The organism is Streptomyces sp. NPDC002580 (assembly GCF_042889485.1).
Taxonomy (GTDB): Bacteria; Actinomycetota; Actinomycetes; order Streptomycetales; family Streptomycetaceae; genus Streptomyces.
In genome coordinates this window covers 391,114-404,901 of record NZ_JBIAQZ010000007.1, presented here as the reverse complement: position 1 = coordinate 404,901, position 13,788 = coordinate 391,114, and the positions used below count along the sequence as shown (strand labels likewise).

The 13,788-nt window shown below is 60.9% G+C and carries 11 protein-coding genes; 5 read left to right on the top strand and 6 right to left on the bottom strand.

The annotated features are described in order from the left end of the window. Positions 1 to 611 precede the first annotated feature (611 nt). The 4 genes from ACFYW7_RS23375 to ACFYW7_RS23360 all read left to right on the top strand — a co-directional run bounded on the left by ACFYW7_RS23375 (position 612) and on the right by ACFYW7_RS23360 (position 7,819). Positions 612 to 1,766 carry a DUF262 domain-containing protein gene (locus ACFYW7_RS23375; protein ID WP_389505350.1) on the top strand — a complete coding sequence of 385 codons (1,155 nt, stop codon included), beginning with the start codon at positions 612 to 614 and terminating at the stop codon, positions 1,764 to 1,766. Further along, on the top strand, positions 1,763 to 2,866 hold the full coding sequence (locus ACFYW7_RS23370) for a DUF3696 domain-containing protein (protein WP_389505348.1): 1,104 nt from the start codon (positions 1,763 to 1,765) through the stop codon (positions 2,864 to 2,866). The genes ACFYW7_RS23375 and ACFYW7_RS23370 overlap by 4 nt, the downstream gene beginning before the upstream one ends. Further along, positions 2,850 to 3,809 (top strand): hypothetical protein, encoded by a 960-nt coding sequence (locus ACFYW7_RS23365; RefSeq protein ID WP_389505345.1) that lies wholly within the window; start codon positions 2,850 to 2,852, stop codon positions 3,807 to 3,809. Before ACFYW7_RS23370 ends, ACFYW7_RS23365 begins: the two co-directional genes overlap by 17 nt. Positions 3,810 to 4,492: 683 nt before the next feature. Continuing rightward, complete coding sequence (locus ACFYW7_RS23360; protein WP_389505342.1) at positions 4,493 to 7,819, top strand: type ISP restriction/modification enzyme; 3,327 nt, start codon at positions 4,493 to 4,495, stop codon at positions 7,817 to 7,819. 69 nt (positions 7,820 to 7,888) lie between these two features. On the opposite strand, the gene ACFYW7_RS23355 is transcribed toward ACFYW7_RS23360, so the two are convergent. The 6 genes from ACFYW7_RS23355 to ACFYW7_RS23330 form a co-directional block, all read right to left on the bottom strand. Then, the gene (locus ACFYW7_RS23355) at positions 7,889 to 9,340 is read right to left on the bottom strand and encodes a tyrosine-type recombinase/integrase (RefSeq protein ID WP_389505340.1); all 1,452 of its coding nucleotides are present in this window, start codon (positions 9,338 to 9,340) and stop codon (positions 7,889 to 7,891) included. Next, on the bottom strand, positions 9,337 to 9,531 hold the full coding sequence (locus tag ACFYW7_RS23350; RefSeq protein ID WP_067029612.1) for an AlpA family transcriptional regulator: 195 nt from the start codon (positions 9,529 to 9,531) through the stop codon (positions 9,337 to 9,339). The genes ACFYW7_RS23355 and ACFYW7_RS23350 overlap by 4 nt, the downstream gene beginning before the upstream one ends. Beyond that, positions 9,528 to 9,938: a hypothetical protein gene (locus ACFYW7_RS23345; RefSeq protein WP_389505338.1), complete on the bottom strand. Its 411-nt coding sequence runs from the start codon at positions 9,936 to 9,938 to the stop codon at positions 9,528 to 9,530. Before ACFYW7_RS23345 ends, ACFYW7_RS23350 begins: the two co-directional genes overlap by 4 nt. Positions 9,939 to 10,061: 123 nt before the next feature. Next, positions 10,062 to 10,643 (bottom strand): AAA family ATPase, encoded by a 582-nt coding sequence (locus tag ACFYW7_RS23340; protein WP_389505336.1) that lies wholly within the window; start codon positions 10,641 to 10,643, stop codon positions 10,062 to 10,064. A 116-nt stretch (positions 10,644 to 10,759) separates the two neighbouring features. Continuing rightward, a complete protein-coding gene (locus ACFYW7_RS23335) occupies positions 10,760 to 10,987 on the bottom strand; it encodes a hypothetical protein (RefSeq protein WP_389505334.1) in 228 nt (75 codons plus the stop codon). A gap of 208 nt (positions 10,988 to 11,195) precedes the next feature. Continuing rightward, positions 11,196 to 11,438, bottom strand: a complete 243-nt coding sequence (locus ACFYW7_RS23330; RefSeq protein WP_389505332.1) for a bifunctional DNA primase/polymerase — start codon at positions 11,436 to 11,438, stop codon at positions 11,196 to 11,198. Here ACFYW7_RS23330 and ACFYW7_RS23325 point away from each other — a divergent pair. Beyond that, positions 11,401 to 12,186, top strand: a complete 786-nt coding sequence (locus ACFYW7_RS23325) for a helix-turn-helix domain-containing protein (protein ID WP_389505330.1) — start codon at positions 11,401 to 11,403, stop codon at positions 12,184 to 12,186. The genes ACFYW7_RS23330 and ACFYW7_RS23325 overlap by 38 nt on opposite strands. The last annotated feature ends 1,602 nt before the right edge of the window (positions 12,187 to 13,788 follow it).

Below are 13,788 nucleotides of genomic sequence, written 5' to 3'. Positions count from 1 at the left end.
CACTCGGCGGCCCTGCTCAGCAGATAGTCAAGCTGCAGAGCACGGCCAAGGGCGAATTTGCTGCATTTCGCTGAACCGGGCCGCCGAGAGGACTACTTGCGGTACGTATACATGACCAGCGATGGAACCCAGGCCCCAGACGGAGGATCAGCATGCGGGGACGCGAGCTGCCGTATACCAGTGCGTCGGACCAGCGTGACGCGATGGAGTACATGCAGGAGTGTTACGCAGACGAAGGCATCGACCGTTCCAGGGAGCCAGCGGTACTGGTGCGCGCCAGTGCTGCCGGTAGCCGTGAGGTCTTCCACGGCAACGAGCACTGCGGCCTCATGGTCGGCGCCGGACGACACTTAGCTGAAGCCAGTTGGATGCTGTTGGGCGACGCACGGAGTGTGAGATATCGAGCGTGCGAGCGCTGTGGATCTCCCGCCATCGATAGAGAGCCCACCTAGCATCGGCCCCTCAGTCCCACGGCCGTCACCAGCACTGCCCCGGCGGCGCTTGGGCACTCAACGCTCCTTGCTTGAGGGCTTAGTCCCGGCTTAGTCCACCTTGTCAGCTACCGGCTACGCGCAGTCCCGCAGGGAGCGCAAGCGTCCTAGTATGCAGACATGACTTCGGAGGGTAGGAACGCTGCACCGGCAGTGGTCGAGGATGTTTTCGATGGCGAAGCTACTGGTGTGGAAGTCGAGCAGCTCAGCCTCGAAGAGGCCGCGATCGAGCGACCATGGAATCCAGAGCAGATCCGAGTGTCTACTAGTGCCTTTTCACTGCGCAATATCTTGGACCAGATCGACGAAGGGTCCTTGGAACTGGCACCGGATTTTCAGCGAGGCAAGGTATGGAAGGTTGACCAAAAGTCCCGCTTGGTCGAATCACTCCTTTTGCAGATCCCACTGCCTGCCTTCTATTTTTCCGAAGACACCGACGGAGCCTTCCACGTCGTGGACGGCCTGCAGCGACTTTCGACTTTGCATTCGTTTGTCCGCGGCGAAGGATTTCCCCTAAAGGGCTTGGAGTATCTCCGCAACGCGGAGGGGGACCGATTCCAGGATCTAGCGGTCCAGTGGCAACGGCGAATCAACAATGCTCAACTAATCATTAACGTCATCGATCCAACGACGCCGGGAGATGTCATGTACGACATCTTTAAAAGGATCAACACCGGCGGCACGCCACTGAACGCACAAGAGATCCGGCACTGCATGAGCAAGCCTCGCAGTCGGCAAATCCTGAAGTCTATGACTCACTCGAAATCGTTCACTGTGGCAACTAATGGAATGACAGACCACATTCGAATGAACGACCGCGAGATGGCATTGCGATTCGCCGCATTTCGAATTCTTGGCCTCGATACATATATGGATCATCCAGTAATGGAGAGCTTTCTGATGCGAGCTACGCGCCTACTGGATGACGTTGAGGCGTTTCCAGATATCGAAGTAGAGGAGCTTCGACGATCTTTCAGCGCAGCCATGAGCAATGCATACCTGCTATTCGAGGAGAACTCCTTCCGAAAATGGCCCCTCACTGCGTCATGGAAGTCTCCAATCAACCGGGCATTGTTCGAGACGTGGTCCATCACGTTGGCAGATTTTGACCCCTTCGATTTGAAACAGCGACGGGAGCAAATTGTCAGGGCGGCACGGGAGCGGATGACACTCGACATCGAATATCTAAACGCCATTACGTCTTCGACAGCAGATCGGCGACGAGTAGCCTATAGGTTTGATGCTGCTCTTGAAGATGCGAGGACTGGACTATGATCCGCGAACTTGGCCTTAACAACTTCAAGTGCTTCGCTCAAGCCACGCTGGACCTGCGACCGTTGACGGTTCTCACCGGCGTCAACGGCGGCGGAAAGAGCACTGTTCTCCAAGCGCTACTACTCGCCAGAGTCGCCTCAACAACACCCCATCGGATCATTCGCTTGAACGGTCCGTTCGGCCTTGCATTGGGAACTGCGGCCGACGTAATGAGCCGTGCGGCCCAGGAACCGATCATCAAATTCAATCTCACTCGCGAAGATAGCGAGACATTTGAGTACCGATTCGCAGTACCCGAAGACCCAGAAGCTCTACACCTGATTGCGGAGCAGGTACCTGATGGCCCTGTCCCAGGCGTAGGTAACTCACCAGCTGCTTTCACCTACCTTTGCGCCGAACGGCTCGGGCCGCGCGACGTCCTGGCAGTTTCAGCTGAAGCTCCCGACGAAATCGGTGTGGGATCCCAGGGGCAATTCACTGCGCAGATCCTGGCCTTGCGTGAAACCAGAGCCGTTGACACCCGCCGAAATGTACGTCCGCCGCTGCACCACCCCGGGCAGAGCAGTTCGATCTTGCGCCTACAGACAGAGGCGTGGACGTCAGAAATCATCCGCCCGGTAGGAATCCTCGCCCAGCACGCACCCGGGGTGATGGCGAGCACGATCCGATTCCGGGAAGCTAATGCTTTCGCAGAGACAATTCGGCCTGCGAATACTGGATTCGGCATCTCATACGCCCTTCCCATCATCGTCGCTGGATTGCTAGCCGAGCCGGGCGATCTCCTACTGGTCGAGAATCCTGAGGCGCACCTTCATCCCGCCGGACAGTCTCGCTTGGGCCGCTTCCTGGCCCGTGTTGCTGGGAGCGGTGCACAGGTACTACTCGAAACACATAGCGACCACGTGCTCAACGGTGCAAGGCTGGCAATTGCACAGGATCACATCCTTGAAGCCCCTGATGCCATCGTGCACTACTTCGATGACAGCGGTGCACACGCAATCGAGATCAATGATCGGGGGGAACTTAGTCATTGGCCTGAAGGATTTTTCGACCAAATCGAGACAGACCTGGGGGGGTTGGCGCGTGCCCGACGGCAATGATGATTATCGGGTGGTCATCGACGAGGACAGCCTGAACTGGTGCGGGCGAAGTGACGACGAGGTGCAGCGGTTAGTACGAGCCTTCGCTGACGTCCTGGAACCCCTTGCCGATGGGCGTCAAGTCGCGCTCATGCGCAATGCTTGGAGTGCAGAGTGTTGGGAAGGGGTGACCCTTGTAGATATCGCCTACACCAGCGATCGTCGGGTACCGAGGGATCGCCGTGTTTGGCTCGCGAGACTACTCGACAAATGCCGCACGCTGGAGCCGCAGGATCAAGACATCCCCCAGCAGGTCAACTATGGAGGGCACGTAAAGGAGCCCTCCTGGGGTATGACTCACGCATGGGCTCATGCTGTCGCCGGCCGTGCCATGGCTTGTCTGATTGTTACGATTGAGCCGACCCTGGCGGGCTGGACCGTCGTCGATCGCGTGGTGGACCGAGCAACCGCACGCCTCCACTTCTTGAGCGAGGCCTCGCAACTGCGAGAGTTCTGGCGCGGCGTCTTCAAGTATGAAGCGGTCCCCGAGGAGGGCTTCTTCGTCCTTGCGGAACAAGCATTTCCCGGTCTCATTTTTGCAGAAGACCTCCGTTTTCGGCGCTTCGCAGGCAGTTACGGGGACGTGCTCCCATGGATTATCCAGCTCTTCACTGCGCTCGATGATCACTTTGCTGCAGCGCTCGAGCGGCACCGCGGAGACCAAAACAAGGTGATGGCGGAAATGTCTACTTACCACGTAGACATATCTCCTGAGAGTCCCGGAACTCGCAAGAATGCCAGGGCTTGGGCCCAGCGCTTGGTCACTTACCGCGGTGTTGAATACCGCTGCGATTGGCACGGCAAACGACTGTGGAACCTTGACCGAGTTCACTTCTCGCGTCCTCTGGCTGAGCAGGAAAATCGCATCCTGATCGGAATCTTCACAGATCATTTGGACACATAATTGACAGCCTGCGATCTGATCGCATACATCTGAGGCTCAGCATCCTCGATATTGGATCAGGTGGCCGTATACCGCCCACACCTTTTGATCCATTGCCGGAGCGAAGCGTCCCGAAGACGAAGCCCCGACACAAGACGCGGCCTACTCGTGGACTGACGTCGCCGACTTGCCAACGTGCAAGTGCCTGACCTGCTGAAACGTGTGTGCCACACAGGCCCTCCGGAGCCGTGTGCGCAGGTTCGAATCCTGCCGGGGGCACTCGCCACACAGCCAGCAAGAATCACACGCTGAGCTGGGCGGATGCCTAGACGAGAGAGCGGGAGTCAGTCTCACTGACTCCCGCTCTTTCTCGTTCTCTCTCAGTCTTCGCGACACACCCCCGACACACCGCGTCACACTCCGCCAAGGTAAGACAGAGCTGGCAGGCACCCTGCACCAGCGCATAGTCGCCGGCCGCCTGAGCTACGCCTCTGGGCTCCTGGCCAAGCGCGTGCACCCGAGGGTGATGAACGGACCGCACTGCTACCGACTACCGACCGTAGTGTCTCCATCGGACCAAGCCCACTGCTGCGTAAACATCAATCAAGCCACAACCGGAGATCTTGCCCTCGAGCACGGCGAGGCTTACTGTTCCTGACTTGCCATCATGCAGGTTGCCTGCTGGGCGAGTTGGGGGTACTCGGATGCGCGAACCGGTGGGGTACGAGGCGGCCGTCCGCAAGGCGGTTTCAGTGTTCGGTGAGGAGGTGAAACCCAAGCTTAAGGGCTCAACGGGAACGGAAGATCAACTCCGGGCACCGTTCGAGCGGTTCACCACAGCGGTGGCGGGTGCACTGGGTTTGAAATCGACCTTGATCGGCGAGGTTCCACTCGTCGACATAGGTGTGCGGCCGGACTATGCCGTACACATAGCTGACGCGCTAATTGGTCACGTGGAGTTGAAACGACCCGGCGCCGGTGCGGATCCAGAAACCTTCACAGGCCGTAACGCACGGCAGTGGCATAAACTCAAACTCCTGCCGAATGTCTTGTATGCCGACGGCAACGAGTGGAGCCTCTACCGCAACGGGCAACGAGTTGGCAACATCGCGCGGACCAATCTTTCAGTTCGGAGTGCCGGCAGCAAACTGGCACCGGCGGACACTGGAATTTCGAGAGTAATCTTCGACTTCCTCACCTGGAAACCTCAGCCTCCAAGGAACATCAACCAGCTAGTTCGGGCTGTCGCAGGGCTATGCAAATTGCTGTGCACAGAGGTGAAAGAGGCATTGGTCCTAGAGAAGGCAGGTAAGCGTCTGGAGACGTTTACCGTCCTCAAAGAAGACTGGGGCAAACTACTCTTCCCAGACCAAAGCAATGATGATTTTGCCGATCAATACGCCCAAACAGTAGTTTTCGCGCTACTTCTTGCCCGAGTTGAAGGCATCCTCTTCGAGAATGACACGATGCACGGCATCGCCACCAAACTGGGCAAGAAGCATTCTCTCATGGGTAAGGCGTTGGACGTACTGACGGACGACTCCCTTACCGGCCTCTCCACAACCCTCGAAACGCTCCTACGAGTAATCGGGGCAGTCGACTGGGAAGTCCTCGACGATGGGACCGGGGACGCCTACCTGCGCCTGTACGAAGACTTCCTGCAGGTATACGATCCAAAGCTAAGGGAAAGAACTGGGTCCTACTACACTCCAAACGGGGTAGTAGCGGCGATGGTTAGGTTCACAGAGGACGTTCTTAGACTGCGCCTGGGCATATCCAGCGGATTCTCGTCTCCGCAAGTGGTCGTCGTAGATCCAGCCATGGGAACGGGTACCTTTCTTCTGAACATTTTGGAGCGAGCTGCACAATCCATAACCGAAGAAGAAGGGCCGGGCGCCGTCGCTCCGCGCCTCCGGGAGATGACTGCTGAGCGCCTGATCGGTTTCGAGATGCAGACCGGTCCGTACGCGGTGGCAGAACTACGCATGCACGCCAGGCTAAAGGATCTTAAATCCGAGGCTCCGACCCATGGACTCCGACTCTATGTGACGAACACACTGGATAATCCAAAGGATGAGTTTAAATGGCTTCCAGGCACCTTCAAAGCCATCGCCGACTCGCGCCAGCAAGCAAACCGAGTAAAACGCGATGAGCGAGTCATGGTCGTCCTCGGCAATCCGCCCTACGATGCCGTAAAGCGGGGAGCGGGGAAGTGGATCGAACTCGGTGATCCTGAAGAAGGTACACCTGCACCACTTAGTGCATTCAGACTTCCGGGAAACGGAAAGTATGAATCCAAAATGTCCAATCTCTACGTCTACTTCTGGAATTGGGCAACCCGGAAGGTCTTCGAATGCCACGACGACGCGCCGTATGGAGTAATAACTTTCATCACTCCTCGCGCGTGGATCAAAGGGGCTGGATTTTCGGGGATGCGCAAATACCTAAGATCGGTGGCTGACGAAGGCTGGATTATCGATCTATCTCCCGAAGGGCAGCGCGCAGACGTTTCAACACGCATATTCCCCGAGGTTGCACAGGAACTTTGCATTGCGGTCTTCGTCCGCTGGCAGCGACCGGACGACACCAGCACAAAGGGAGCCAAGCCTCCGGCGGTTGTTCGTCATGTGGCACTGGCCGGACATCGCAATCAGAAGACCGAGCAATTGACTTCGCTCACGATCGGCGACAGTCGCTGGAGGACCTGCGCTTCGGGTGAAACAGACCCATTCTTGCCCCCAGGGAGTGACTTGTGGGAGTCGAGCCCTCGCTTGAGCGATCTAATGCCTTGGTCATCGCGAGGTGTCACGCCAGGGCGCAGGTGGGTGTACGCGCCTGATCGCGCGACACTACTTCGACGTTGGCGGCTCTTCGTGGCGGCAGACGAAGAAGAGAAGCTAGAAATGTTCCTCAGGCTGGACCAGCTCGGCAAACCACAAGATCGCGAACTTCACTCGTTGGTCGACTCCCTCCCCGGTGTCGAAGATCGGGGCCGGGTCACTTTGGCCCAAGAAACGCGCGACGCCGTCGAACCCGTACGCGTGGGCTATCGGGCGTTTGATCGCCAGTGGATGATCCCCGACAACCGCTTGGCAGTCCGCCCTAGGCGGGACCTATGGCGTGTGCGCAGTAATGAACAACTCTTCGTGGTTGAGCAAAACGCACACGCGGTACGCGGTGGTCCCGGCCTCGTTTTCAGTGCCGTCATCCCTGACATGGATTATTTCAGCGGGCGTAGCGGAGCGGTGAGGCCGCTTTACCGTACCGCCGCGCGAAGTGCACCGAACGTCACACCAGAATTGTTACAGGTCGTCACGCGGCGCCTCGGCACAGCGGTAACCGCTGAAGATCTGGTTTCCTACATCGCGGCGATCACATCTCATCCCGCCTATAGCGATCGCTTCAAAGATGATCTTGAAGTCCCGGGCGCACGCGTGCCATTCACAGCAGACGTGACGTTGTGGACCCGTGCCGTCGAACTTGGCCGTAACGTATTGTGGCTGCACACTTACGGTGAGCGCTTTTCAGATCCGAGGGCAGGGCGCCCAGCGGCCCCCATGCGACCTCGACTGCCAGAGGGCCGCCGCCCAGTCAACCAGGAGTCCATCCCGGACACCGTCGAAGGTATGCCCACGGATCTTTGGCTCGACCAAGATTCGAAAGTGCTAAGGATCGGGGCGGGCTCAATCGCTCCGGTCGAACGGCAGGTACGTGAATACTCCGTGTCAGGCATGAACGTGCTTGACAAGTGGTTCAGCTATCGCCGGAAGGAGCCTGCCGGCAAGCGCCAACTTCCCCTTGACGAGGAATACTCGCAGACCTGGCTTCCAGACTGGACCTCGGAGTTGCTGGACCTACTCAACGTGCTGGGTCTCCTCGTGGACCTGGAGCCGCAGCAACGGGAGCTGCTGGATAAGGTCTGTGATGGGCCACGTATCACCACAGATGACCTGACTTCTGCTGGTGTCTTGCCCGTGCCTAAGTACGCCACACGCCTCCCTACTCAAGGTGAGGAGCAGGTCATCTTCTAAAGACCTGTCGGCGGCAAAGCGCGGAGTATCTTCACCACCCACGCTTTGCCGCCGTATCCGACTCTCGCGTCAGGCAGTATCTTCGTCCGCTGCCAACGCCTGCGCGATCTTCACGTTGGCCGCTTCCTCGTGGCCGTCCACACAGCCGTGGTATCGGCGGTGGATGACCTCCGGTGAGTTGCCTACCCTGCGAGCTACCTCAGCGATGGGCACTCCGGCGTTCAGCCATCGCGTAATGCATGCATGTCGTAGGTCATACGGGCGGCCGGCAAGCGACGATGCGACGCGCTCAGGTGGAAGGGCATACTCCCGTGCTTCTCTCCAGACGCGCCAGTACGTAGACGAGCCGACGACCGCGCCACGCTCGTTCCCGAACAGCCGCCCTTCCTTGGCCGTCCCGAACTCGCCCAAATGAGACCGCAGGATGGCGACGAGGACGGGGGGAACAGGGACAGGCCGATCGGTGGACGCATCCCCCGCCTTTAGGCCTCGTCGGTCGTGTCGATCTCCCGAGTCCGTCCACTGCTTAGCAGAGACTGGACGCGTCTCCCGCAGCGTCAGCATGCCCCAACCCTCCAACGGCAGTTGACAGTCAGAGAGCCGCAGTCCGACCGCTTCAGCAGGCCGAAGCCCCGCGTAGTAGAGCACTGCGTAGAACGCCACCAGGCGCCGACCGCGATTGCGGCCCCAGGATCCGACGTATGAGACGGCCGTGAGCAGTTGGCGCCCTTGCACGGCGTTCACAAGCACGCGCCGGTCGACCACTTCTTCGGAGCCCACACGCTTCCTTTTGGCCCGCTGAAGCGGATTTTCCGGAAGCTTCTGGCAGTCCACCGCGTGTTCGAGAGCGGTATTAAGGGCGCGTCGGCGCCTCTTGTACGTCTCTCCTGCCGCACGAACGCCATCGAGGCGGTAGGTGAGGCGGTATTGAACATCCTCAAAGACCTTTGCATCGATCAGATCCAGGACCGGCCGATCCGACGTTGTCAGCCACTCGTACGCGGCCTGCAACTCCGCTGGCGGCTCCTCCCCCGCGTTCGCGGGCACGATGCCCCACCGGAAGGCGAGACGAAGATCCGTGTCTTCCGGACTGCCCTCACCGCGCTGAACCATGGCGAGAGCGACGGTCGCGAGACCGTCCGCCATGCTCTCGCGCGACTTGGCCGCGCTGGTGCGCCACCGGCCTGCGATGTAATTCCGGCAGAACTCGAACCACCGCAACGGAGCCTTGGCCTCGGCGGCTTCTGCTGTCGCGCGGACCTCGGACTCCGGTAGTCCCGATTCCTTGTGGAATGCTTCGCCGCGCCGCATGGCCTGCCACAGCTCCGATCGGCGGCTGTCGGCGAGTGCGGACGTGGCGAAAGTGTTGCCATGCACCTGTCCGGCGACCACCCACCGCAGGCGGTAGGGGCGGGACTTCCGGCCGGTCTTCGTGACCTTCCACAGGCGGATGTCGAGGGAGTAGCCCGGCCGGGCAGACCCGCGAGGGCGCCCCGCCGGGGTGTCTTCGGTCGTGCTCACGCGGCGTCCTCCCGCTCCGCAAGCCATCGCTCGTATTCCGACCTGCGGATGCGCACGTCACCGTTCGGCAGCTTGATCGAGCGCGGGCCTTTCCCGAGTTGGCGCCACCGGTAGAAGGTCGACGGCGCCACCTTCAGATCAGTGATGACCTCGGCGACGGTCAACTTCTCGTCCAGCGCACGGGCGCTCATACCGCCGTCCCTTCGACTTCGGTCGACCCGGACAGCCCGGACAGCTCCAATTCCGACTGTCCGGGTTGTTCGTGCTGGTCAGATGGGTTAACCGGACAGTCGGACAGTGCGGACACCTCCGGGGCGCCCTGTGTCCGGGTCTCGGTGTCCGGGTAGTACCGGCCGCCGGCGTCCTTAGTGAGCTGTCCCGCCTCGGCCATGCGGGCGCAGGTCCGGCGGATCGTGTCCATGTCGACGTGCGGCAGCTCGCCTGCCATGTCCTTGGGCTTCGCGCCGGGATGGGCACGGACGTACCGGAGGATTGTGGCTCGGGTGTCTCCGACGGTGTGGTCGGACACCGGTCCGTCCAGCAAATGCCAGGCCCCAGAGGCGGGTTGAAAGCTGAGGGCGTACTCGGCTTCGTCCACGTCGCGGCCGGTGACGTGCAGGATGCCGTCCGCCTGCCCGCGCGCTCACTTCAATACGAGGATGCCGTCCGCCTGCCCGCGCGCTCACTTCAATACGAGGATGCCGTCCGCCTGCCCGCGCGCTCACTTCAATACGAGGGTGGCGTCTGCCGCGCCGGCGATGCCGTTGGTCCCGGGGACCTCGGCGAGGAAGTCCTCGGAGCCTGCCTTGCGCACGTGGTGCACGAGGACGACGGCCACGCCGTAGTGGTCGGCGAGCCGCTTGGCGTAGCCGACGGAGACATAGTCCGCGTCGTAGGCCGATATGCCCTGCGGTGCCTGTCCGCGCATCTTGGCGAACACGTCGATGACGACCATGCGGGCGTCAGGGTTGCGGTCCAGCCACTGTGCGATGGCCTCAGTGCCGCCCTGAGGGAAGGGCGGGCATTCGGTGACCAGGGTCAGCCCGGCGGGTGCTGGCTGTCCGCCCAGGAGCTTGCCCATCCGGGTCTGAAGGCGGCGCGGGGTGTCCTCCAGTGCGAGGTAGAGCACGGGTCCGCCCTGGACGGGCACGGAGTCGAATGCCTGGCCTCCGGCTGCTACCGCGAGCGCCAGTCCGAGGGAGAGCCAGGACTTGCCGACCTTGGGCGGTCCGGCGAGCAAGCTGACGCCCTCGGCCAGGATGCCGGGCACGGCCCATTTCGGCTCGGGGAAGTTGGCGGCCATGAGCTGATCGGCCGTACATGCGGTCCGCGGGCGCTCCCGCTTCGGCGGCGGGACGGGGGCCGCCTCGGTGTCGCTGGGCACGGAGTACAGGTGCAGGGGCGGGATGGGGTTGGCGCTCATGCGGCGACCGTCCGGGGACGCTGGGCGCCGGCCCGGAGACCGGAGGCGATGGTGCGCCATGCTTCGCGTTCGCCCTGGCCGACTTGAAGCGCGGCGGTGAGGAGCCAGCCGGTGACGTCGGCTTCGCTCAGCTCGCCTCCGGCAACGAGCTGTCCCAGGGCAACCGCGGCGATGTAGAGCGCGTTGTTGTGCTCGTGCGGGCCGGAGCTGTTGACCCGCTCCACTTCGCCGTTGATCGCGGAGCGCAGGAAGGCGGTGCGCCGTCCGTGGCCGGTGAGGGCGACCGTGATGGGCCTCTGCGGGGGCAGCGGCGCAGGGCCGCAGGAGTTCGGCGAGCCAGCCCGGCAGGGGTGCTACGGGCCTGTCGTGGGTGATCTTGTACGGGTGTCCGGCGACGGTGCTGCCCGCGCCGACCACGAGCCCGCCCCACGCTCAGGTGTCGACCTTCCAACCGAGCCCGCGGGCGCTGTCTCCGGCGGTGTTGCGCAGGCGTTCGCCCTCGGGTGCGAGGAAGTACAGGTGGGTGCCGCCGCTCCAGGTGCGAACGGTGTAGGTGTCGCAGGGGAAGGGCTGGCCGTGGCGCTCGCAGAGCACGGCTAGCACATCGGCGCCGTCAGTGACCCCGTGCTGAGCCCACGTGGCCGGCGGGGTGTCCATCCGCGAGGAGCCCGACATCCGTAGCGTGCTCCAAGTCCTTATCAGGTACGAGCGGATGTATAACGAGGCTCTGCGTGCCAGCTTGCACGAGGCCGATGCCATCGCGACACTCCACATCGCCCTGGAACTCCCGGGGGCCCGGCGGATCCGCCAAGCTGTGAAACTCGTGGCCGGCGCGTATTACCAGGTCCTCGCCGACTTCCTCGGCCACCGACTGCGACCGCGCCAGGTCTGCTTCACTCATGCAGCACCCGCGAACCTGGAAACTCACCACCGTGTACTGGGAACAGACCTGGCCTTCAGGGCGGGCTTCAACGGCATCGTGCTGGCCTCAAGAGCGCTTGAGGCGGCCAACACGGAAGCCGACCCGATTCTCCGCAGATATGCCCAGCAGTATGTCGAGTCCCTGGCTCCCACGTCTGACCCCTCCGATACGGAACGGGTACGCAAGATTATCGAAGTCCTACTGCCCTCTGGCCGGTGTACGGCGAGCGAGGTGGCACGCAGCATGGGCGTCGATCGCCGCACGATGCAACGGCGGCTTGCCCAATCCGGTGAGACGTTCTCATCACTCCGCAATGCCACCCGCAGCGACTTGGCCCAGCGATTCGTGGCAGACGACCAACGTCCCCTCACGGAAGTTACGCAACTCCTGGGCTTCACCTCGCCAGGCGCCTTCTCTCGCTGGTTTCGAGACCAGTTCGGGATCAGCCCAAGCCAGTGGCGCGGTGTGGGTCAAGGAGCAACCGACACTCAACTTGGCTAACCAAAGTGCACAGCACGAGCCGCCATCTTCGGACTCAAGCCTGAGTTCCTGTTTCCTCCGAAGACTCCGGCTGCAGAACGTTCGTCGGTACTGGACAAAGACCTTAGCGGCTCTGCCCGTTGGAGCCCGCGTCAGACGACAGGTCATCGAGCCGCCTGTGACACCCGGAGTGTTTCAGCCCGTCGGCGAAGCCTGCCTCTCATTGGGCGTAGGAGCCGAACGCAACTTCCGACCCGATCTGCCTCACGAAGGATGGCGTGGAATTTTCCTTACCTGATCAAGGCGTCTCGCTCCGCTCGCCGCGCGGTCTGCCTCTCGCTCAAGTCTTCTGCTCGCTTCCGACCGGCCGACGCCCGTCTCTCAATGCCTTCAACCTTTAGGTACCAGCCAAGCAGCAAGGGAGATGAACAGAGCAAGCAGGCCGGCCATACCACCAACAACAGTCCAAACAGCTTGCGCACGGGCGGACGGGTGCCAAGACAGAAGGCTGGATAGACTGAAAGGAGAACGGGGACGGAGCCACAAGACAACCGAAACCGGAGAAATGCAAATAGCAACCCGCCAATAGAACACCAAGAACAGAGAGAGGGAATAATTTGCCGCAGGGGCACTCCTCAAGAGCGACACAAAAAACCAGATCATTCCACTCAGCTCTGACACCGCAGGAAGAACGGCCGAGAATGCGACAAACGAGTCCTTGATCTTCTCAGTCTTAAGCGTCGTCATTATTACAGCGAGTAGCCTGTCAGCTTCACTTGAACTCGCACTCGTGACCATTAGGCGAATATCCCATATTCTAATTCGCCTGAACCAGCCATTAAGGAAGTCGCACCTCCGGAGACCGTCCCTGATTCCGAATTCCATCTCCATCACGTCAGACTGAGGGGTTGAACTGGATATTGCCGAAATCTTGAGATAATGGAGTTTACGAATTCCAGGCAGCTGGGCAGTTAGGTCCGACAGGGAAGTTCCCGTCACTCGCACACTGCCTTGATTAGCGAATCCTGTTAGTTCTAGCGACATGGCGGGTGAAGCCGCCGTTAGCGCAGAAATCAAGGAGTTCAATTGAGAGGGCTTGGGTGCCGCGAATGGCACACGTCCACATCGCATCTCTGTGCGCATTTTTGACCATCACCCAACATTACAAGCTTCCGACATGAAAGACGTGCCCATAAAGGCTAGATTCTTATATCACATTACGAATCAAGACGAGAAGTGATTCTCAAAATCGCCTGCACCCAGCCTGGGCTACCGACTATGCGGCACAACGCCCATCAACGGTGAACGTCGAGCTCCTGTGACAGGCCTCCGCCACACCTCCGAGTGCCGGTGTCCGGGCTGCCCGGACACCGGCGGGCTGTAACACCCGCACCGGGTGCTACAGCCCGTCGGCGGAGCCGACCTCTCAATGGGCGCAGGAGCCGGAGGCGACTTCCGACTTCGCGCCATTTGCGATACAGGAGGGCGCCGAGCGCCTCGCGGGATCAAGAAACCCGCTGGCCAGAGCCGATTCGCAAGCCGAACTCTGATTGTGCTCCGGAGCCGTGTGCACAGGTTCGGATCCTGCCGGGGGCACCCCTTATGAGGTGCCCAAAGACCCCG